14 protein-coding genes and 1 tRNA gene are annotated in these 22796 nt (G+C 61.5%); 5 read left to right on the top strand and 10 right to left on the bottom strand.

Annotation, left to right across the window (positions count from 1 at the left end):
- Positions 1 to 55 precede the first annotated feature (55 nt).
- The 5 genes from AB5Z25_RS00930 to pheS form a co-directional block, all read right to left on the bottom strand.
- Entirely contained in the window at positions 56 to 826 is a 771-nt protein-coding gene (locus tag AB5Z25_RS00930) for an energy-coupling factor ABC transporter ATP-binding protein (RefSeq protein ID WP_052044000.1), read from the bottom strand.
- Positions 827 to 870: 44 nt separating this feature from the next.
- Positions 871 to 1707: an energy-coupling factor transporter transmembrane component T family protein gene (locus AB5Z25_RS00925; RefSeq protein ID WP_368134569.1), complete on the bottom strand. Its 837-nt coding sequence runs from the start codon at positions 1705 to 1707 to the stop codon at positions 871 to 873.
- Positions 1685 to 2770, bottom strand: a complete 1086-nt coding sequence (gene cbiM, locus AB5Z25_RS00920; protein ID WP_368134568.1) for a cobalt transporter CbiM — start codon at positions 2768 to 2770, stop codon at positions 1685 to 1687. Before cbiM ends, AB5Z25_RS00925 begins: the two co-directional genes overlap by 23 nt.
- A 248-nt stretch (positions 2771 to 3018) precedes the next feature.
- The gene (pheT, locus tag AB5Z25_RS00915; RefSeq protein ID WP_368134567.1) at positions 3019 to 5472 is read right to left on the bottom strand and encodes a phenylalanine--tRNA ligase subunit beta; all 2454 of its coding nucleotides are present in this window, start codon (positions 5470 to 5472) and stop codon (positions 3019 to 3021) included.
- A gap of 184 nt (positions 5473 to 5656) precedes the next feature.
- A complete protein-coding gene (gene pheS, locus AB5Z25_RS00910; protein WP_040359117.1) occupies positions 5657 to 6733 on the bottom strand; it encodes a phenylalanine--tRNA ligase subunit alpha in 1077 nt (358 codons plus the stop codon).
- A 505-nt stretch (positions 6734 to 7238) separates the two neighbouring features.
- Here pheS and AB5Z25_RS00905 point away from each other — a divergent pair.
- Positions 7239 to 8813 carry a carboxypeptidase M32 gene (locus AB5Z25_RS00905; protein WP_368134566.1) on the top strand — a complete coding sequence of 525 codons (1575 nt, stop codon included), beginning with the start codon at positions 7239 to 7241 and terminating at the stop codon, positions 8811 to 8813.
- Positions 8814 to 8910: 97 nt separating this feature from the next.
- Here the strand turns inward: AB5Z25_RS00905 and glmM are convergent, their stop codons facing one another.
- From glmM to AB5Z25_RS00890, 3 genes are all read right to left on the bottom strand, one after another.
- Complete coding sequence (gene glmM / locus AB5Z25_RS00900; RefSeq protein ID WP_196022477.1) at positions 8911 to 10242, bottom strand: phosphoglucosamine mutase; 1332 nt, start codon at positions 10240 to 10242, stop codon at positions 8911 to 8913.
- An 83-nt stretch (positions 10243 to 10325) separates the two neighbouring features.
- Positions 10326 to 12638, bottom strand: coding sequence for a DUF4012 domain-containing protein (locus AB5Z25_RS00895; RefSeq protein WP_368134565.1), 2313 nt, complete (start codon positions 12636 to 12638; stop codon positions 10326 to 10328).
- A 149-nt stretch (positions 12639 to 12787) separates the two neighbouring features.
- Entirely contained in the window at positions 12788 to 13810 is a 1023-nt protein-coding gene (locus tag AB5Z25_RS00890) for a DMT family transporter (protein WP_192919570.1), read from the bottom strand.
- Positions 13811 to 14099: 289 nt separating this feature from the next.
- Here AB5Z25_RS00890 and AB5Z25_RS00885 point away from each other — a divergent pair.
- Both AB5Z25_RS00885 and AB5Z25_RS00880 read left to right on the top strand, forming a co-directional pair.
- Positions 14100 to 14174 (top strand) — tRNA-Val (locus AB5Z25_RS00885).
- Positions 14175 to 14508: 334 nt separating this feature from the next.
- Positions 14509 to 15195 (top strand): DUF5710 domain-containing protein, encoded by a 687-nt coding sequence (locus AB5Z25_RS00880; RefSeq protein ID WP_368134564.1) that lies wholly within the window; start codon positions 14509 to 14511, stop codon positions 15193 to 15195.
- 444 nt (positions 15196 to 15639) lie between these two features.
- Here the strand turns inward: AB5Z25_RS00880 and AB5Z25_RS00875 are convergent, their stop codons facing one another.
- Positions 15640 to 16722: an HNH endonuclease gene (locus AB5Z25_RS00875; RefSeq protein WP_368134563.1), complete on the bottom strand. Its 1083-nt coding sequence runs from the start codon at positions 16720 to 16722 to the stop codon at positions 15640 to 15642.
- A gap of 215 nt (positions 16723 to 16937) precedes the next feature.
- On the opposite strand from AB5Z25_RS00875, the gene AB5Z25_RS00870 reads away from it, so the two are divergent.
- Positions 16938 to 17429 carry a hypothetical protein gene (locus AB5Z25_RS00870; RefSeq protein WP_368134562.1) on the top strand — a complete coding sequence of 164 codons (492 nt, stop codon included), beginning with the start codon at positions 16938 to 16940 and terminating at the stop codon, positions 17427 to 17429.
- Between the two features lie 100 nt (positions 17430 to 17529).
- On the opposite strand, the gene AB5Z25_RS00865 is transcribed toward AB5Z25_RS00870, so the two are convergent.
- A complete protein-coding gene (locus AB5Z25_RS00865; RefSeq protein WP_368134561.1) occupies positions 17530 to 18996 on the bottom strand; it encodes an ATP-binding protein in 1467 nt (488 codons plus the stop codon).
- 572 nt (positions 18997 to 19568) lie between these two features.
- Between AB5Z25_RS00865 and AB5Z25_RS00860 the strand changes: the two genes are divergently transcribed.
- Complete coding sequence (locus AB5Z25_RS00860; protein WP_368134560.1) at positions 19569 to 22607, top strand: insulinase family protein; 3039 nt, start codon at positions 19569 to 19571, stop codon at positions 22605 to 22607.
- The last annotated feature ends 189 nt before the right edge of the window (positions 22608 to 22796 follow it).

Genomic DNA, 22796 nt, shown 5'->3' with positions numbered 1-22796 from the left:
AACTATACCATCACGGCAAAGCCGCGCGGGCGGCTACGCACGCTCCACGCAGCAACTATTCCACAACGCCGCTCTCGGTTCCATACGACGATACCGGCGCCTCGACCACATGGTGATATCGATCGATAAAGATTGCACGGGCACCCAGGCGTCGTACCAAATCCTGATGGTGCGTGCTCATCAAGACCGTCTTACCGGCAGCAACATAGGCCAGTAGAAAGTTGACCACGATGTCGCAAGAGTCCTCGTCAAGTCCGTTGGTAGGCTCGTCGAGCACCAGGATATCCGGGTTCATCGACACGACGGCAGCCAGCGCCACGCGCTTCTTTTGCCCGCCCGAAAGCTGATAGGGCGAGGCATCGACCAGATCGGCAACCTGGAACAGCTCCATGGCGTCGCGGACGCGACGCTCGAGCTCGTCTGCCGGCAGCCCCATTTGAGCCGGGCCAAACGCGACCTCCTCGCCCACCGTGGCGCAAAAGAGCTGCGCATCGGCATTCTGGAACACAAAGCCCACGCGCTGATGGAACCGCTGGGCCGTCGCGGAATCCTTGAGATATGCCGCATCGACCGCATGCCCGTCAAACAGATACGCACCCGCGTCCACAAGTTCAAGGCCGTTGATAAGGCGCATGATCGTCGTCTTGCCGCAGCCGTTGGGACCGAGCAGAGCAACGAGCTCCCCACGGTTCACCTGCAATGAAATGCCGTCGATCACCGTATGACCCGCATAGGAAAACAGCACGTCGCGAAACTCGATGATCGGCGTGACCTCGGTGCCGGCAGCACCGCTCGCACCCATCGCGTTATTCGTATCGTTTGCCAAAACGTCGCCCTTCCCTACTCACATCGACGGTTCGACCGTCCGCGCTACAGCACCGCGCACAACACGGCGAGCAACGCAACGCCGGCCGCGTAAACCGCATCGCGCCAGCCAAAGCCGCTCCGTGCAGGCGCCGGATACACGCCGGCGAAGCCGCGGCACAGCATGGCCTCGTCCATCGCGCGGCTGCATTCCATCGCCTTGATAAAGGTCATGCCCATGATACCCGCGATCGAATCGGTACGCGAAAATCCCTCAGGCGCATGGCCAACGCTGCGCAGCATGACCGATTCGCACAGATTGTGCGCCGTGCGACCCAGCACCTCGATGTGCTTGAGCGCCATATCGAAGGTAAAGATAACCTCGTCGGGCAGATGCAGCATCTTGAGCGCCGCCGACATGCGGCTCCACGTGAGGGTCCACGAAACGCCCAGCACCAGCGACACATTAATGAAGGTCTTGAGCGCAATCTTAAGCATGGCGCTCGTGGCAGACGCGCCCAGCAGCAGGGCAGGCAGTGCCAGAACCACCGCAAGCCCCGCGGCAGCCAGCGCCGGCACAAAGGTTGCCCGCAGCCCGCGTACGGGGCGCACGGCAACGAGCACCAGCGCGATAGCCGCCATCAACATGAGGTACAGCGGACTCTGCGTCAGACACACGCACAGGACGCAAACGAACATCCCCACCAGGCGCACCGGAGCCGAAACGCAAGAAAGGGCGCGGTCGACCATCGACCCGCCCTCGTGCGCGCCTCCACCCAGGCGAACCCGCTCAAGCAGGCTCGCCAGGTGCAGGACATTCTTTTGCATCACACGATGCCGAGCCCCCGCGGGCTCGTATCGCTGCTCGACCGCAAGCCAGCTAGGCAGCTCGGCTATTGCCATGAGCACCGCTTTCCTTGACCGTCAGCGAGACCAGGCGGAATGCGATGGTGAGCACCGCCACGCCAATCACGCCCGAAAGAATATACATCGCGGCCTGGCCGGCAAAGCCAAGGCCCTGCTCCTCGGAATAGGCCTGCAGATAATCGCCCGTGGGCAGAGCGTCTGCAAAGGTCGGGGTATCGAGGCCGACCGAAGCCTGCAGGCTGTTGTCGCCAGCCTCCTGAACGGCAGTCGCGGCGCCCTCGGCGTCCCACTCGCCCCAGGCGTCACCCGTGGCTAGCAGGCCCAGCGGCGTGGCCACGACAAGCACGGCGACCAGGATGAGCGTGGGGACCAGCGAGGTCTTCTTGGCAGCAGCGCCCTCGGCAGCAAGCTGGCCATCGACGGCCTCGGGCCCGACGATAACGCTCGGCGCAGTCTTCTTAATGAAACCGTAGATGGCAGCCGTCGCCACGCCCTCGATCACGCCGGCAACCAGCATATGCGGGATCAACATTGCCGGAATAGCCACGGACAGCGGGAAGGGGCAGTACAGCGGCGCGCCCGAAGCGTTGGTAAAGAGCATCGGCTGAATACCAAACTCGATTGCCGCGCACAGGGCCGCTAGGCACAGGCCGACCCAGCCGCTTACGATGGCAGAAACCGAGGTGCCCCAGCTCTTATCGTGCAGGCGGCTGTTGAGCGCGCGGAATACCATGGCGGCAACAAACGGCAGCACGAAGGCCATGTTAAAGCAGTTGGCGCCAAAGGACAGGATGCCGCCGTCGCCAAACAGCAGCGCCTGTAGCGCCAGCGCGACCGAGACAGCGATGGCCGCGGCCTCTGGGCCTAGCAGCAGCGCAATGAGGGCACCGCCGACGGCGTGGCCTGTGGTGCCGCCGGGCAGCGGCACGTTGAACATCATGAGCAGGAAGGAGAACGCGGCGCAGATGCCCAGGAAAGCCATGTGCTCGCGATCGAGCGTGGCGCGCACCTTTTTGATGCAATGGACCCAAACGGGCACCATTGCCACCGCCATGACGGCATCGGTCTGCGGGGACAGATAATTATCTGGAATGTGCATGTACGCCTCCCGGTTATCGGCGCACAGAATTGCAACGCCGCTTAAATCACCTTGTCAGTGTTACGTATTGTCATATTCGTAACACGCCGCCGGCTATCATAGCAAAACGGCGCGCTGCCGACAAAGCAGCACGCCGCTATGTAATGCGCGTGTCATATATGCAGGTTCAACGGTGCCTTTTCCGAACACCGCGGTCACGCAGGGCCTCACAGCAACCGCCACTAGGCCCTGCGCTCCCGGCGCAAGCCCTAGCCGCGGACCTCGCCGTTTACGCCCTTGCACACCTTGGTGACGATCTTCTGGTGCGCCTTCTCGACCTCTTCGCTGGTGAGCGTGTGGTCGTCGGAGCGATACGTAAGCGCAAAGGCCATGGACTTCTTGCCCACGCCCACACGGACCGGATCGCGGTAGACGTCGAACAGGCGCACGCCCTCGAGCAGTTTGCCGCCGGCGCTGGTAATGCGGCGCTCAAGATCCTCGCAGGTCACGGTGTTGTCGACCACGATAGCAAGGTCGTGCTCAACAGCCGGGTACTGCGAGAACTCGCGGTAGTTCTCCTGGTTGCGGGCGCCCTTGATCAGCTTGTCCAGATCGAGCTCAAAGGCAACGACGACCTCGTCGATGCCCATAGCCTCGCGCGCCTTGGGGTGAATCTCGCCAACCCAGCCCAGCACGGTACCGCCGGACAGAACCTCGGCGGCACGGCCCGGCTGCAAGAAAGCGTAGCCCTCGCCCTCGACGGGACGGAAGCGAACCTTCTCGATGCGCAGCTGGGCGAGCAGCTCCTCGACAATGCCCTTGCCAAAGAAGAAGCGCAGCTTGCGGTACTTCATGGTCCAGGACTGCTCGCTCCACTGACCCGAGAGCACGCCCGCCACGGACTTGGTCTCCTTGGGCAGGCTGGCGTTCTCACGACCGTGGAACAGGCTGCCGACCTCGTACAGGTGCACGTTGGGCGTGCCGTGGGCCTCGTTATAGGCAACGGACTGCAGCAGGCCCGGCAGCAGCGAACGACGCATCTCGGTCTGCTCGGCTACCAGCGGGTTCATGAGCACCACGGGGCAGCCGCGGCCCTCGGTGGACATGCCGATCTTCTCCAGGTCGCCCGGGGCGGCAAAGCCAAAGGTCGTGGTCTCGTTGAGGCCACAGGCACGCAGGATCTCGCCGACCTTGCGGGTGAGCTTTTGCTCGCGGGTCAGGCCGCCGATGTGGTTCTTGGCAGCCGGGATGGTCGCCGTCACGCGGCCCATGCCCCACAGGCGCAGGACCTCCTCGATCAGGTCAATCTCGCGCGGCAGGTCGGGACGGAAGCTCGGCGGGGTAACCATAAAGTCCTCGCCGTCGCGCTCGACGGTGCAGCCCAGACGGGTGAGCGAACGCTCGATAAAATCGGGATCGATGTCGGCGCCGCAGATGGCGTGCACGCGGGCCAGGCGCAGCTTAATGCTGTCGATGGTCTTTGGCGCGGGGAAAACGTCGACATAGCCGGGAGCAACCTCGCCGCCGGCGATCTCCTCGATCAGCGCGCAGGTAACGTTGGCGACATCCACGCAGCCGGTCTCGTCGACCTGGCGCTCAAATCGAATGGAGGCGTCGGAGATCAGCGACAGATCGCGGCTGGTGTGCGAGGTGCGGCCGGCGTTGAAGCAGGCACTCTCGACCATCACGTCGACGGTGTCGTCCTCGATCTCGGAATCCATGCCGCCCATAACGCCGGCCAACGCCACGGGGCGCTCGCCGTCGGTGATAAGGCCCATGCCGGCGTCGAGCACACGCTCCTCGCCGTCGAGCGTCGTGAACTTCTCATCCTGCTGGGCGGCGCGAACCACCACGCGACGCCTGCCCTCGCGCTCGGCAAAGGTGTCCAGGTCAAAGGCGTGCAGCGGCTGACCGGTGAGCATCATCACATAGTTGGTGATGTCGACGATATTGTTGTGCGGGCGCACGCCCAGGGCGTTGAGGCGCTTGACCATCCAGTCGGGCGACGGGCCGACCTTCACGTTGCGCACGATGCGGGCGACGTAGCGGTCGCACAGGCCCTCGTCGGCAATCTCGACCGAAAGCTCGTCGTCGGTCGCGCGGCCGGTCTCGGCCTTGATGGCGGGCAGCTCAACGTGGAAATCGCGATCGAAGATGGCACCGGTCTCGCGGGCCATGCCGATCATGGACAGGCAGTCGGGACGATTGGGCGTGATCTCACAGTCGAGCACGGTGTCGCTCGAGCCCACGTACTCGGCAAACGGCATACCGCAGGGCGTGTCCTCGGGCAGGATCATGATGCCGGAGTGGTCGCCGCCCAAGCCGAGCTCGCGCGCGGAGCAGTTCATGCCCATGGACACGACGCCGCGAAGCTTGCTCTTCTTGATCTTGACGTCGCCGGGCAGGACAGCGCCAATCATGGCCGTGACGATGTGGTCACCGGCCTCGAAGTTCTGCGCGCCGCAGACGATCTGCAGCGGAGCGGGGTTGCCGTCGGCGTCGAGGTTCTTGTCGCCTACGTCGACCGAGCACACATACATATGGTCGCTATCGGGGTGCGGGGTCTTGGTGAGCACCTTGGCAGTCACCACGTGGTCGAAGGACTCGCCCACGGTGTCGATCGCCTCGACTTCGGTGCCGGTACGGATATATTCGTCCGAAAGGGTCTTGGGATCCTCCGGAATATCGATCATGGTCTTGAGCCAGTCGTAAGAAACACGCATCTAGCTCTCCTTTCATACTGAAAGCCTGCGAAGAGATGCAGGTGGAAACTTCAACTTTGTGAACATTCCTTACAAAGCGAGGGTTGTCCAAGTGCGGCAGATCGGCCCGAAAGAGGAGCGCCGCGTACTTTGGTACGCAAGCGACGAATGAGCGCCGAGGTGCCGTGCTTGGGCAAGCCGCAGCCTAGAACTGATTCAGAAAACGCATATCGCCTGTCATGAGAGTTCTGAGGTCGGGCAGGTCGTAGCGCAGGGCTGCGACGCGCTCGGCACCAATACCAAAGGCGAAGCCGGTGTACTTCTCGGGGTCGATGCCGCAGTTGATCAGGACGTTGGGGTCGACCATGCCGCAGCCCAGGATCTCGATCCAGCCGCTGTGCTTGCAGAAGTTGCAGCCCTTGCCGCCGCAGACGTGGCAGCTCACGTCCACCTCGCAGGAAGGCTCGGTGAAGGGGAAGAAGTGCGGGCGGTAACGCGTTTTGCGGTCCTCGCCAAACATGCACTTAACAAAGTAGTCGAGCGTGCCCTTAAGATCGCCAAAGGTGATGCCCTCGTCAACGACCAGGCCCTCGATCTGGTTGAACTGCGGCAGGTGGCAAGCGTCGGCCGTGTCGGGACGGTAGACGGTGCCCGGGCAGATCATGTAGATGGGCGGCTTCTGCGACTCCATGGTGTGGATCTGCACGCCCGAGGTCTGGGTACGCAGCAGCACATCGGACTCGCCGTGGGCGTGAGCCTCGGGGTGCGCGACGCTGCCGGGGTTGTTGTCGACCACGTAGAAGGTATCGCGGGCCGAGCGGCTCGGGTGATCCATGGGAGCATTGAGCGCGGTGAAGTTGTAGTAGGAGGTATCGACCATGGGGCCGGACTCGACGGTGTAGCCGATGCCGCAGAAGATGTCCTCGGCCTCCTCGATAATCTGCTTGATCAGGTGCTGGTGACCGATCTGCGGACGGATGCCCGGCAGTGTGATGTCGACGGCCTCGTGCTCGAGTGCGTGCTTGAGGGCGGCGGCCTTCATCTCGGTGGTGCGCTCGTCGAGCATGCCCTCGATCAGCTGGCGCATCTCGTTGGCGCGCTTGCCCATCACGGGACGATCCTCGGGGGCGAGCTTGCCCATCATGCGCATCAGGCCGGTAATACGACCCTTGCGGCCGAGCAGCTCAACGCGCGCGGCCTCGAGCTTTGCGGCATCGTCGGCGCCTGCGACGAGCTCCTTGGCCTCTTCCTCGAGTTTGACCAGATCATCAATCAGACTCATGTCTTCCCTTTCGTCTCTCGCGCTCCCCGCTTGCCGAGGCGGCTGCCGCCGTCTGACGTTGCGAAAACGCGGCCCGGTTCGGTAACAAAAAAACCGTCCTCGGGCATGTGCATTGCCCAAGGACGGTTGAATTCCGCGGTACCACCTTGTTTGACCCGGCGGATGTCTGGCCCGCCGTGCCCACTCTGCGCCCCTTGTCGCGAGGCTCACGGCTTCCCTACTGGGGCTTCGCCGCCGCTGGCCGCGTGCCCGTTGAGGTCGCTGCTCGGGAGTGAACGCTTGGCCCTTGTCACCGCAGAAAGGCTTGCAGCCCATGACCTTCCCTCTCTTGCCGGCGACGCGGCGGGCAAAACCCTCTCCGTCAACGCATTGGGCTATAGGATACCACATTGTGTGGGCGTATCGCCGCGTTCCGTTTTGTTCGTGCTGGGTACAAGGCAGGTAGCTGTGCAAACTGGCCGTGCGCCCAGCCGTGGCGTTCGGCTCGCGAGATCAAGGATATGGTATGGAAAAGAAGCACGATAAGAAGGCCAAGCCCGCAGCGGGCAAGACGCCCAAAGGCATGAAGGTCGATAAGGCCGTCAAAAAATTCCGCAAGCTCGAAGGCAAACTGTGGACCCGCGAGTACCTGCTCAAGATTGCCGAGTTTGACGGCGCGACCATTGCTCCCGCCAACGGTGCCGCCGCCCGTGCCGACGCCATGGGCACCCTTGCCGGCGAGCACCATAAGCTCCTGACCAGCGAAAAGTCTGTCGAACTTGTACGTTCGCTGGCACGCGAGACCGTCACCGGCGGAAAGATCGACGACCCGCAGCTGCTTGACGAGATTCGCGTGCTCGGCCGCGACCAGCGCGAGGCAAGCGTCATCCCCACCGAGGAGGCCGAGGCCTGGACCAGGCTCACCTGCGAGGCCGACGCCGTGTGGCACAAGGCCAAAGCGGCCAACGACTGGGCGAGCTTTGAGCCCTATGTGGACAAAATCGTCAGCCAGCTCAAGCATCAGGCCGAGCTCATGGACCCCAAGCGCGACCCATACGACGCGTGGCTCGACCAGTACGAGCGCGGCCTTTCCACCGAGAGCTTCGATGCGTTTTGCGACGAGGTTAAGGCCACGGTCGTGCCGCTCGTGCACGCCATCGGCGAGCGCGGCCAGCAGCCCGCTGCAGACTTTTTGCACGCCCGCGTGCCCGAGGCCGCCCAGCGCGCCATGAGCTTCGACCTGATGAAACTCGTCGGCCTGGACCTGGACGACACCACGCTTGCCTTTACCGAGCATCCGTTTAGCGAGGGCTTCTCGGTGGGCGACGCGCGCATCGCCACGCACATCTACGAGGACGATTGCATCTCCAACGTCTACAGCATCATCCACGAGGCCGGCCACGCCATGTACGAGCTGGGCGTGAACCCCGCCTACGCGCGCACGTGCCTGGAGGGCGGCACCTCCATGGGCATCCACGAGAGCCAGAGCCGCTTTTTCGAGAACACCGTGGGCCGCAGCCGCGCCTTTATGGGACCGCTGCTCGAGGTGCTGCGCCGCTACGCGCCCGAGGTCTACGGCAACGTGGACGAGGACACGCTCTACCGCGCCGTGAACATCGCTCAGCCGTCGCTGATCCGTACCGAGGCCGACGAGCTCACCTACCCGCTGCATATCATGGTGCGTTACGAGATTGAGCGCATGCTGTTTGCCGGCGAGGCCACGGCCAAGGACATCCCCGCGCTTTGGAATCGCTTTATGGACGAGTACCTGGGCATTCCCGTTCCCGACGACACACGCGGCTGCCTGCAAGATACGCACTGGAGCGGCGGCTCGTTTGGCTACTTCCCCACGTATGCGCTGGGTAGCGCCTACGATGCCATGTTTGTGCCGGCCATGTGCCGCGACGGCGTCGACCTCAATGGCGCCTGTGCGAGCGGCGATCTGGCGCCCGTCCGCGCCTGGCTGGGCGAGCACATTTGGCAGTGGGGCCGCGCCAAGGACGCGCCGGAACTCATCAAGGGCGCATGCGGCATGGCGTTCGATGCCCGCTACTACTGCAGCTACCTGCAGGACAAGTTCACCACGCTCTACGAGCTGTAAGGCATAACCGACACGTCAACGCAAAGGGGACGCCGCGGAACCAATCCGCGGCGCCCCCTTTCCACCTAGTTGTTTAAGAACGTCCCCAATGACTACCTTACAGAGCCTCGAGCGCGTTGGCGATGCGCTTCATGGCGGCATCGGCGGATGCTTGGTCGGGCGCCTCGGCCAGCACGCGGATAACCGACTCGGTTCCGCTCTTGCGCACGAGCACGCGGCCCTCGCCTGCCAGCGCAGCCTCGGCCTCGGCGATGGCGTTCTGCACGCCCATGTTCTCGAGCGCGGCGTCCTTGTCCGCCACGTGCACGGCCACCTGCGCCTGCGGCAGCAGCTTGCACGGAGCCGTGAGCTGCGAGAGCGTCTCGCGCTCGGCACGAATCACTTCCATCACGCGCAGCGAGGTCATAATGCCGTCGCCCGTGCGCTCGATATCGCCAAAGATCGTATGGCCCGTCTGCTCGCCACCCAGGCTGTAGCCGCCCTCGCGCATCTTGGCATACACGTGACGGTCGCCCACGCCGCTGGTCACGGCGCTCAGACCGGCAAGCTCCAGCGACTTGACCAGGCCAAAGTTGCTGGCAATCGTCGGCACCACGGTACCGCCCGAGAGTCGCCCGTGCTTGTTCAGATACACGCCGCACACGTACAGGATCTGGTCGCCGTCTACCACGCGACCGCGCTCATCCACGGCCAGGCAGCGGTCGGCATCGCCGTCGTAGGCAAAACCCACGTCCAGGCCCTGCTCCACCACATGGCGCTGCAGACGCTCCATATGCGTGGAGCCGCAGTCGACGTTGATGTTAAAACCATCGGGCGCGGCGTTGATCACGCGCACGTCAGCGCCCAGCGCGTCGAACACCGGCTTGGCCACCGAGGAAGCCGAGCCGTTGGCGCAGTCGATACCGATCTTGACGCCCTGCAGCGAAAAGTTCACGCTGGCGATGAGCGAAGCAATGTAGCGGTTGCGGCCCTGCATGTAGTCCACCGTGGCGCCGATGTGGTTGCCCGTGGCCAGCGGCACCTCGCTCTTGCCATCGATGTAGTCCTCGATGAGCTCCAGTACGTCCTCGTCCATCTTAAAGCCGTCGCTGTTGACGAGCTTAATGCCGTTATCGCAAAACGGGTTGTGGCTCGCGCTGATCATGATGCCGCAATCGAAGCAGCCCTCCACGGTCTGATGCGCCACGCCCGGCGTGGGGATCACGTGCAGCATATAGGCGTCCGCACCGCTCGCGACCAGACCGCTCACCAGCGCCGCCTCGAACATATAACTCGAGCGACGCGTGTCCTTGCCCACGATGACGCGTGCCTTGCGCTCGCGGTTGGCGCCGTAATACCAGCCCACAAAACGGCCAATCTTATAAGCGTGCTCTACCGTCAGCCCAACGTTGGCCTCACCGCGAAAGCCGTCGGTGCCAAAGTACTTCATGCGCTCTCCTTACAAAATAGGGGCGGACAGATTGCCTGTCCGCCCCAAAATGGTACTCGATTATCTGCGCTACCAGAAAAACCCTACGCCGACGCGCTGTCGCGAGCCGCCTGGCATGTAGGGGTCTGACGCAGCGTAAGAGGCTTGTCCCCCGCCTCGGCCGACGTGGTCAGCGTATACGTGATCGTCGTCGTCTCGCCAGCATGCAGGTCAACGGTGCCCGAATAGAAGGGGATTCCATGCCACGTAGCGGCACCAAGACCAAACTGGGTACCCTCAACCGTAAGGTCACTGATGTTGCCACCCGTCGGGGCAAACAACGAGACATTCAGACGCTCGTCGTCACGCGCGGCATCGGGCGCGCTCGCCGCAACGTAGTCGGGCAGCTTGCCAGCCTCCTCCTGCGTCATGATGTTCGTCAGGGTAACGGTGATGTGATAGGAGCACGTGCCGTCGCCGTTCTTGATGCCCTGGCCGATCTGCGTGTCGGCGTTCAGATACCAGTCGAGCTTGGAGAAGCTCAGGTTGTTAAAGTAAACGCCGGCAACGGGATCGGCACTCGGATCATCCGGATCGGGCAGCGAAGCGTCAATGCCCGTCTCTTTGATGGCATTCTGCTCATCATCGTTTCTCATCCACGCGATCAGGCGGCCCTCTTCGGCACCGCGCTCAACGGCGCTGACAAGCTTCGTAACATCGACATCGCCGATACCGCCAAGGACCTTGTCGAAGGCAGCGCTGGCGACGGATGCAAAGATGCCGTCCGACTCCTCGACCGGATAGTTCCAGTACACATCGTGCATGAGGACCTTTGCGGCGTTGGTGCCGTCGACAACCGTTCCGTCGGGCAGTGACACGTTACCGACCAGGCCCAGCAGATACTGCAGGAACACCGGGTCGATACCGATGACGCCATCAACGTCCTGTCCATACTGGGACTTCCACAGCGCGGCGACACGCTGCGAGTTGCTGGGCCAATCAGGCGAATAGGTATTGCCCGAGTTGTACAGGTTGCTGTGGTTGCCGAACAGCGCCTCATCCTCTTCGTCGACGCTCTCGACCGCCTCATCCTCGCTGAGTCCAATGCGGGGAACAAACTCGCCAATCGACATCTGACCGTCGGTGACCGAAATCAGGCCCTGCGAACCGCCAAAGCCGCCGCAGGCACGAATCTCGACGTTGTTCATGGCGTACATAAGGTAGTTGCGCGTCTGGCCGTTGGCGCCGAGCATCTGGGGAAGGACGGGGGCGACCTTCTCCGCCGCGTCAACCGCGCCGTTGAGGGTGGCAAAGCCGTCCTTGGCCTTATCGACCAGCTCGGTCACCTGGGAAATATGAGTATCGCCAATGCCCTGGACCTTCTCGTTGGCGCTCTTGAACACCTTCGAGCTGCTGGAAAGCGAATCGGCGACCGCCTGCAGCGCGGACACGTTAATCATGCCGTCCTGGAACAGCTTGCCGGGCGTAGCCTGCGAAAGGTTATCGGCCATGGGAACCAGCGCATTGCTCGAGACATCGGACAGGGCGTCAATCATGGTGCGGGCCGCATTGATATCGCTGCCATACACTGGGATAAACGAAGCCGCCGTCCACAGCGGGCTCGAGGTCTCCGCCTTCATGCTGTTACAGAGCTCATCGATCTTCTTCGCGTCGTCAGGCAGCGTCGAAAAATCGCCCGACGTGACCTTGTCCTTAAGGCCACCGACGATCTCGACAGCCTCCTTCGCTTCGCTCTTTACGGTCTTTGCCGAGTTAAGCAGCATAAAGCCGCTTGCGCCAAGCGCAACGAGAAGCACCGCGACTACAGCGGCAATAATGGCGCCGGTGTGACGCTTTTTGCGCTCGCCCTTGCGATGGCGATGACGGACCAGACCGTCAGAGGTCGAACTCGACGAAGCATCGCTACCGTAGTTCAAGCCAAAATCGTAATAATCTTCCTTGGAACCCGAGCCCGCAAACTCGGCACCGCTATCATCCAGGCGGGCGAACGTGCCTGTCTCGGAGGCGCCGGTGTAAATCGTGCCGAGGTTACCCGTAAGCCCCGCGCCACCGGCAGAGGGAGTATTGTTGTCGGCCTTGCCGGCATTAACGTTGCCGGCGCCATTCGCGGCGTTGGCAGCACCTGCGTTGTTCGCAGGTACCGAAGGAGCCCCGCTCGGCTGCGACGCAGAGGTTGCACCGCCCGCAAAGACATTTCCTCTTGCACGGCCGGTCTTTTTTGCCTTTTGAGACTGCTCGTACAGAGCGGTAAACATCGCCGTCTCGCCCGGGGACACGCGCTTACCGGAACCGCCCTGTCCAGCGCCGCCCGGCGTGCCGGCCTTACCAGCCCCGTTCGGACGCGGCGGAACTGCAGGGCGGCCGCTATCGCTGCCCTTAAAGTGATTACCAGCCATAAAGAAATCCTCGCAATTGAGTCGCAATGAAAAAGTCCATAACGTTACTAGTTTATGGCATTTTGAGCATCGACAGCTAAACTCCAGACACGGACATCAATTGGCGAAAATGCGGCACAACACCTTTTCTGTCTTGGCGGAGGCGCCAGCTACACCGTGAGGAACATCATCACGATGATCATGACAAAGCCGATAAGGTCGGTCGGCAAAAACACCGTCCCCAGCATAACGGCGCTGGTGATGGTCGCCGAAACCGGCTCCACAGTTCCGATGAGGCTCGCGCGCACCGAGCCGATGTCCTTAACGCCCTGCATATAAAGCATGTAAGCAAAAAACGAGCCGATAACCACGAACACCGCGAGCGCCTCGATGCCGGCAGCGTCGAGCGCCGGCATATGCGCCCAGGGCTGCACGAAGACGCACGAGACCACGCCCGCCGTGAGCATTGCCGAGCCCGTGACGATGGGGCTGCCGTATTCGGGCAGGATCTTGGCGGGAATCACCGCCATACACGCGGCGCTGACCGCACACATAAGACCTGCTGCCAGGCCAAGCGGCGAGATATTCAGGCTGGTGGGGTCGCCGCCGGTGGCGATTAAAAAGGTTCCACCCAGAGCCAGGCCAATGCCGATGACTTCGCGAGTACGCGGCATACGGCGATCGGTCACGCAGGCGTAGCCCATGATGATAACGAGCTGCAGGCACTGGAGCACCGTCGCGGTTCCGGCGTTCGTCAGGCGCACGGCCGAAAGATAGCAAAACTGGTTGAACAGCAGGCCAAAAGCGGTAAAGAGCAGCAGCTGCTTGCGATCAGCGGGCGTCGTCCAAAGCTTGACCAGGCGTGCGCGGTCGCGCGTGACAACCACAGCCATAAAGAGCAGGCCGGCGAGAATCTGACGCACGCTCATAAGCCACAGCGTATCGACATGGTAGGTATCGAACAAAAAACTCGCGCTGGTGCCCGAGAAGCCCCAAAACGAACCGCCCACCAGCGTAGCCAAGACGCCCGTGATCATCTTGCGCGTCGAAGCGCTGTTCAGGCGGTCGCGCCATGCGCGACGGGTGTTGCGGCTGAGCTCGTCGGTGCCCTCGGGCACATCAATGTTCGATATATCGGTCATCGGCACCGAAGCCCCTGCGCCTTCGACCTGCTCGACACACTCTTTGCTCATTCCGCTCCCCCGAAACAGCCTGGAAACAATTCGGCTTACCTTACCACGGCAAAGGCACCAGCCGAAGGCTTGTCCGCTTATCGGTAGGACAATTCCGTAGGTGTCTTTCCATAGCTCGATACCGCAATGGCCTTGCATTATGCGACAGCCAAATCGCGGCAGCAGGCTCTTTTGAAATGGATACGACAAAGCCCCCGAATTCCACAATGTAAGCGATTTTTAAAAATGTTCTTGCCACCGAGTTCAGGCTCCGTTATATTATCCCTTGCGCGCTTGCGCACCCTTGATCGGGCGTTTAGCTCAGGGGGAGAGCGCTTCCCTGACACGGAAGAGGTCAGAAGTTCAAATCTTCTAACGCCCACCAAATGTTCGCAGCTCAGAGGCTATGTCCTCTGGGCTGTTTTGTTTTATGTCGCTAAATCCGCTGGCAGTTCCAACCGTCATCGCAACGTAACATCAATTCACCTGACGAATGGCTGCCAAACAAATTCAATACCCCAACATCAACAATAGCCAGGCACAAAACTGCGCCGGAAGCTGCTCCAACCGCCCAACTGGCCAAAAGCCGACCATCTACTTGCCAATTTATCCAGGGCGTAACCAACCAGTCCGCACCGCAGCTTCCCAGCAAAACGCCGCGATGCCCGCGCCCTGCGGTATCCTTGAGCCACTTACACCTGCAGCACCAAGGAGCCACGATGCGCACCGAGCTCGATGTCCCTTTTTCACACAAAGAAGAAGCCAAGGCGCTGGGCGCCAAATGGGACCGGACCAAGAAGATCTGGTATGTACCCAGCGGCGTCAACCCCGAGCCCTTTGCCGAGTGGCTGCCCGATGTTGACCGATCCGACCCCTCAGCGCCGTATATATATCTAGTACTGGGCAAGCGCGAGTGCTGGAAGTGTCACAAAGAGACCTCGGTCGCAGCCTTCGGCATTCCCTATCGAACCGATAACGACGAGAGCATCGCCATCGCGCACGCGCCCAACGAAGCCGGGTACATTGCCATCGACACGGCCAACGCCAACGCACTCGCCATCGTGCCCGCTCTTGGCTGCGTACCGGGCGAGATCCGCGACTACCTTCATAAGCGCTGCGGCTACAAGCCCGTAGGCGCGCGAGCCTCCAAAGCCCCGTCGCTCGGCAACACGTGCACCAGTTGCGACGCGCTGCAAGGCAGCCGCTATCTGTTCGAGGAGCCCTCGTCCCCGTTTGCCCTCACTGCCATCAACAAGCTGCCGGCACTGGAGTTTATACGCGTCGAAGTTGCCGGCGTCTTTGGCGTCCCGGTCACGCGTACCGACTTTGACCAGGCGCTCTTTACCTGGGCACGCGACCATCACGCCGAGTTCCACAAGCAACTCGGTGAGGGGATTTATTTGTAGAGGCAAAAGACACTCACAGCCAACTCCTCCGCATCACCTATCCCTCGTCGCCGGCGTCGTACACGATATCGAGGCCACAAACAGGGCATTTCTCCGGATACACCGGCATATGAACGCCTGTCCGTTTTCTCACTTCGTCGCTGAGTCTGTCGCGCGCATCGATAAACCGAATGTCGAGACACGGTATTTGCGAGCCGCAGCAAGGGCAGGTGACGACAAACGACCCGCAATCAACCTCTACGCTCGGAAACATATTGTTGTCTATAAGGGCACACGGCAGTTTTCCGTACTTCCCCATCGCAATATCGCCTCGCCAGCTCATACACGCTCCCCTCTCGCTATACAAATCAGGAAGAGCATGCACCGGCGGGCGTGCGCGAGATTGCATCGCCACGCGATCCGATCAAACAACACGATCGTCAAAGAATGCCAAAGCCAAATACGCTAATACGGCAGAAGCCCCGCCTTTTCACGCTTCTTTTCCGAGCGATCGAACTCAATGCGATGTGCCTCAAGAAACACCGTATCGGGTCGCCACTGACGCTCATCCGGCTGCCTTAGCGTCGCACCCGCAAAGGAAGCGTAGTCGGTCTTATCCAGCAGGTACGATCCGCACAGCCGATATTCGCCGCAAACAGGCTCAAACGAAATCAGATGAGCATCGAATAAAGCATGTAAGTCGCGCCGAAGCAGAATGCCGTTGCTGGCAACCTGCGATTTGGGTCCCGAGTAATTCTCGATATGTGCAGCCTCCAGAGCTTCGCTGACGCCGCAGTCCGACACCGCGCAACGGCCATCATAGGCGGCAACGAGCTGCTTGCGGAACCATTGCTGCCCCAATCGCTCGCGCCTTAACGCATAGCGGACCTTTTCGTCGTCGGTCGTACCCTGTCCGGCAAACTCAATATCGACGGGCATGTGCTTCAGATAGCTCATGTCGGGCGCAAAACGGGGGTCCGGTCCGCCTTTATGAACAGGACCGTGCAGAACAAACCATCCGTTTTCGGGCTCGAACCGTTCAACAAACGCAAGGCCGAGCACCTTGTAGCCCACCTCGGTTGCAAATATGACTCCGACTGGAACGCCACATTCCATGCAGTTGAGCATTTTACGGTTGTAATTCTGGTCTCGAGAACCAACGGCGCCTGGCGCTTGGACCGAATACTTAATGACCCACGTACCATCGTCCAAATAGAGCGGAGGTACATCGGTGTAGAAGCTCTTTTTAGAGTTATGGACCGAAAGCGCAAAGATCTTATTGGGATCTTGCTTCACCCGATCCTGGCCCGGCCAGAAGATCCCTGAATCCCGCGTTACGGGAAAGAAGTCCGAGCCAATTCTCAAACGATACTGATACTGAGGGCTATCTTCCTTGGTGTGGTGCGGAAGGCTGGTCCAAACGCCGCCGCGCTGTTCCTCACCCAGAAACCACTCCCATGCCTCAACGTATTCGGAAGGCACGAGACTGCAGGCGCGGTCATAGCTTGGTCCATCCATCAACGGAACAGCAAGGTCAATGTCGTTCATCGCCAGCACCTACAACCATACGAACGCGAGTCATGCCCCTCAATAATATGGCCGAGAGTCAATTATTACGAGATCTCATTCCGCGATCGGCACATCGTTGATGCTCTCGGTTTGCCGCTGGCGCGTTTGTACCCCGCTGCCCCACTTCCCTGTATACTGATGTAGCACGTGTTTCATCCGGGCTTGTTGGGCCGGGTCGTTCATGGGAGGGTCTTATGGCTGCCTCGAATCCGCCTAAGGGGAGCGTTTCTTCTTCGTCCATCAAGCCGGTTACGCGCAAGGCCGTGCGTTGCCAGCGCGAGGTCGCTTGGCTTGTCACGCAGGCGGCGGGCAGGCTTGTGGCGACCACTCAGGACGTCAATGCGCCTACGCCGAGCTTTGTGTTAGCGGCGGCGCTGGATTTTGTGCGCCAATTGGAGCTTGCCGCGCAGGATGCCAACGGCCACCTCGACTACCAGAACGTTATGGCGCCCGACCTGCAAACGTTCTGTCACATGGCCAAGTTGCCTGCCGCGCCCAATGCGCTTTCGGACGCAGGCTACATGTTTACGCTTTCGGGCGCGGACCTTATCCGCGACATCTATGCATACTGCAGCGAGCTCGCCGAGCGCCACGTCTTTGACGCGGCAGAAGTCAAACCGGGATATGTCATCAAGCTGGTTCTTAGGCTGTTCTTGATGGACGGGTTCGGGGCCATGCCGGCGTAAGCCGAGTCTTTAGCATCACCGTCGACTGAGCAACAACCGCTTTATCTTAGTGGGCGCCAATTGAGGGTCGATTATTGGTTCGCCTCGTCCACTAACGCATTTATTCCACGCGCTCTGACAGTCGATACTTGCGGTTGCGGCTCGTCGCCGGCGCCGTGGGCTCAAGCTCGCCTTGAGCAATGAGCGCGTTGACGCGCGACCTAACCTGGGAAATTGTAAGCCCCGTGCGTTCTGCTAGCTCACGCGTCCCCAGCTCGCCGTAGTGTTTGAGTGCCGTCACAATTAAGCCCCCGCCATGATCGACCGGCTCGATCTTTGAACGGTAAAGTACAACCTTGAACCGATCGAACCCCGGGCAGAACAGGGGCTCTACCAGACCATGCGCGCGCATGGCATCGATCATCATCGGGATGCCCGAGCCATTTCCGTCAGCCAGCGAGCCTGCGCCATCCGGCAGTGGAACAATCGACATGAGTTTCACGAGCGTCGCGTTACGGCATCGGGAGCTGCCGTCAAACAAGTTCTCGCGAGTCTTTCCCCCGTATAGGCCGCCAGGATTCGTCACCTCGACACGATCGTCAAAGACGTCGACGGCAATCGATTGTCCACAGAACCGATCCCCGTATTCTCGATGGATTACGGCGTTTGCGATTGCCTCACGCAGAACCTCCTCGGGAATCTCAAGCGAGTCGACACGCGAGACGCCTTGGACGGTCGAGGTTCGCCGCAAATTCTTGGCGACGGCCACGACAGCATCCGAGATCATCTCGCCCGACGTTCCCTCACAGATTGTGCGGTCCATGAACCTCAACGAACCCGCGGCGCCCTTCTGCGTTCCGGCATGGACCGCCACATCGATAAAGAGCTTGGGATAAAACTGCTGAGGGTAGGTGCCCGCAGCCAGGAGCCCGGCCTTAGTCACATTACCCTGGGAGTCGAGGAAACTCAGGCGCTCCAGCTTTGTTTTCTTGTCCGTCGCGCCGCGCATAGCTCGGGGCGTCAGCGAGAAAGCACGCTCTATCGTGCGGTCAATCAGGGCCTCGTCGAGGTCGCCCACGCCCGCGCCCGGCACTGCATCGCGATCACTGGGGCTCGTTCGTTCATACGACGACAAGGACAGGACTTCGGTCGATGAAAGCGGCACATCTTTGTCATCGATGCGCTTGTAGCTGCCGCCCTGGGCGCCCCGCTCTATGACATAGCAGGGCTTGCTCGACGGATCGAGCTCCTCAATGGTAATGACGAGAACGATGGCGCCCTGAAGCTCCACTCGCTCGATCGTGTATTTGGGCGGATTGGCCAGCTTTCCTCGACCTCCCGCATCACCCATGCCTGCCACGAATTGGTTGAGCACCTTCTCGGTCTCAAAGTTTGCAACTGGGACAAAACCCGCGCGCTCGCTCACTCCGAGCACGATGATGCCGCCGGCGGTGTTTGCGAAAGCGCTGACCGTTTCCCATACGTCGCGGGAAAGCGTCATGGCGCTCTCTTTTACTTCGACGCTAAGGTCATCCGAGCCCATACGCCTTAAAGACTCAAGCAGACCGGTCAGCTCGTTTTCGTTCATCTGCACGTCCTTTCGCTCGGTCCTGCGGAGAATGCCACGGATAGATTTCCCTCGTCTCTCAGTTATCTCTCGTAATTATCTCTCATCTATCTTTCTATCTCTCGGCTTAGAGATAGAAAGATAGATAGAGATGGAATGTCTACCATTTGCTTCATTTATACATATTTTTGCTGGTAGAACAATCGGTATTGAGACAATACCATGATTGCCTGTCTCTTTGCTGCTCAGTTATCTCTCATATTTTTCTCTCATCTTCCTGTCATCTCTCATATTAGAGACGAATGAGAGACGAGAGATACGCGAGTGATGGACGAGCGAGGATTTTCGGAGGGTCGGATATCGAGAGTGGATATTTGGACGGTTTTTGGGGCTTTTGGCGGCCGATTTCGCCCGAAAGTCCACGCTCGTTTGGCGAGTGTCCAAATTTCCACGCTCGTGCGGCGGTCACGCGGGGCCTATGCCCAATCCGGCTGCATCGTCGTCAGTTCGCCGCAGAGTCGCGGCCCCATATGGGTATACTCTCGAGGATTCGACTCGATTCGCCCCCGCTGGGGCGTCAAAGGAGACTGCATATGCCTACCACCTCAACCGACCCGCGCGCCGCTGCCGCCGCGCTGCTGGTGCCCGGCACCACCTGCCACGGCTTTACCGTCGAGCGCTGCGAGACCGTGCCCGAGCTCGACTCTGACGCTTACGTGCTGCGCCACACTGCCTCGGGTGCTCGCCTGCTGTACCTGGCGTGCGACGACGAAAACAAGGCCTTTGCCATTGGCTTTAAGACGCCGCCGGCCGATTCCACCGGCGTGTTCCATATTCTTGAGCACTCGGTGCTGTGCGGATCGGCCAAGTTTCCCGTCAAGGAGCCGTTTGTCGACCTGATCAAGAGCTCCATGCAGACGTTCCTCAACGCCATGACCTACCCCGACAAGACCATCTACCCCGTTGCCACCACCAACGAGCAGGATTTGTACAACCTGATGGACGTGTACCTGGACGCGGTGTTCAACCCGGCCATCTATACCAAACCCACCATTTTTGAGCAGGAGGGCTGGCACTACGAGCTGGACCTGCCGGAGGGCGCCGAGGGCGAGGGCGGCGGCGCGAGCCTGCGCGAGGGCACGCTGCGCTATAACGGCGTGGTGTTCAACGAGATGAAGGGCGCGCTGTCCGACCCCATGAGCGTGCTGGACGACGCCGTCAACGCCGCGCTCTATCCCGACACCGCCTATGCGCACGAAAGCGGCGGCGACCCGCGCGCAATCCCCGCGCTCACCTACGAGCAGTTCCTGGACACGCACGCGCGCCACTACAATCCTTCCAACTCCTACATCACACTCTACGGCGACCTGGACGTGGACCGCGCGCTGGCGTTTTTGGACGAGCGCTATCTGTCGCAGCCGAGTGCTGCGAGCCGCCGCATGGACGCTGCCGTCGCCGCCGGCGAGGACCCATCCACGCTGGCGCCCAATCCGCTGGACGTGCAGGCGCCCGTGACCTGCGAGTACAAGCGCGTCGAGATGGCCACCTCGCCCGAAAACGCCCTGGTGGGCTTGGGTCTGGTGCTGGGCAGCGCGCTCGACCGCAAGCGCACGATCGCGGCGGACATTCTGTTTGAGGCACTGCTGGGCTCCAACGAAGCGCCGGTTAAGAAGGCCATTCTGGCCGCAGGCCTGGGCGGCAACGTGGTGAGCTACACCGCGGCCGAGAGCCTGCAGCCCTACGAGCTCATCATGCTGCAAAACGCGCAGCCCGGCGTGGCGCGCGAGCTGCGCCGCGTGTTCCAGGACGCCTGCCGCGACCTATGCGAGCATGGCGTTCCGCGCGAGCGCCTGGAAGCCATCATCAGCAGCAACGAATACGACCTGCGCCAGCGCGACTACGGTATCGCCGACGGCGTGGCCATTGCGTGCGACGCGCTGAGCACGTGGCTCTACGATGACGACGCCGCGACGCTGGCGCTCAAGTACGGCCCGGTGTACGAGGAGCTGCGTAGCGAGCTGGACGGCAGCTATTTTGAGGACCTGCTGCGCGAGCTGGTGCTGCAGAACAATCACATGGCACTGGTCGAGCTGGTGCCGGTGGACGCCGCCGAGGGTTCGGAGGGTGCCGAGGCCGCCGAGCTGGCAGCCAAGTGCGATGCCATGACTGATGCCGAGCTGGCCGACATGGTCGAGCGCACGGCCGCGCTGCGTGCCGCACAGGAGGCGGAAGACACGCCCGAGGCCAAGGCCACGCTGCCGCGCCTGCGCGTGTCCGACATTGGCGAGGCGCGCCCCGAGCCGCCGCTGGTCGTAGACACGACCGCGCCCATCCCCTGCCTGCGCCACGGCATCCCCACCAACCGTTTGGCCTACGCCATGCAGTATTTCGACCTGAGCTGCGTCGCGTTTGAGGACCTGCCCTATGTGACACTGCTCTGCCGCCTGCTTAAGCAGCTGCCCACGCGCGAGCACTCGGCCGAGGAGCTCGACAACTTGCTCGCCGGCAAGCTGGGCTTTTTGAGCTTTACGACCGAGGTCATGACCCAGCCCGACGTGGACGGCGTGCGCCCCTATCTGCTGGTGAGCGCCGGAGCCCTGTCCGAGAAGATCGATGCGCTGGCGAGCCTGCCGCGCGAGGTGTGGTCGAGCACGCTTTTGCTCGATGCCGACGCCGACCGCATGCGCGACGTGCTCACGCAGATTCGCATTGGGCTTGAGCAGGGCTTTATCAACAACGGTCACTCGGCGGCGCTCGGTCGCGCGATGAGCTACAGCTCACCTTCGGCCGTAGTGCGCGAGCAGCTTTCGGGCGTGGACTTCTACTTGTTCCTGCGCGATCTGCTTGACCACTTTGACGAGCGACTGGACGACCTGCGCGCCAAGCTTGCCACGCTGGCAGACCGCATCTTTGTGGCCGATGGCTGCATGGCGAGCTTTACCGGCAGCGACGAAGACTTTGACGCGTACTGGGATGCCGCGGGCGACCTGGGGCTTGGCACGGGCGACGGCGCCGATGCCGGCCGCAACGCGCTCGTGGTGCCGGCGCCGTGCGACCGCCACGAGGCTTTCGTGATCCCCAGCGACATCTGCTTTGCCGCGCGTGCGTGCGATCCGCGTCGCCTGGGCATTGACGTGACAGGCGCTTGGGCCGTGGCTGCCAACGCGCTCTCTTACGACTACCTGTGGAACGAGATTCGCGTGAAGGGCGGTGCGTACGGCTGCGGATTCCGCGCAGCCGGCGAGCGCCAGACGGCGTTCTACACCTACCGCGACCCGGCGATCGATCCTTCGATTGAGCGCGTGGAGCGCGCAGGCGAATGGCTCGGCAGCTTTGAGCCCGACGAAGCCGCCTTTGAGGGCTTTATCGTGAGCTGCGTAAGCGGCATGGACGCGCCGGTGAAGCCGTACGCGCTCACCAAGCGCCGCAACACGACCTACCTGGCCGGGCTCGATCCGCATGCGCGCGAGGAGCGTCGCGCCCAGATGCTCGCCGCCACGCCCGCTGAGCTGCGCTCGCTCGGCGCCGACGTGACGCGCATCGCAGCCGCGTCGCCCACCTGTGTCTTTGGCGGCCGAGACGTCATCGCCAAGAGCAACGCCGGCTTTAACGTCATCGACCTGCTGGGCTAACGCACAAAGGTAGATTTTTGGGACATGCCTAAAAATCTACCTTTTCTTTTCCGCCGCTTGGGCGGGGCAGCTCAGCCCGTCCCACCAGTTTTGTCTCGATCTGTAACATCTAGGCCCATTTATGTCGAGTTACTGTTACAGATCGAGACAAACCGCCGCAGACATCCGCCCTTCAGCAAAAACCACCGC

It is taken from the genome of Collinsella aerofaciens, assembly GCF_040910325.1.
Lineage (GTDB): Bacteria > Actinomycetota > Coriobacteriia > Coriobacteriales > Coriobacteriaceae > Collinsella > Collinsella aerofaciens_BL.
This window is presented reverse-complemented; position numbering and strand designations above follow the sequence as displayed.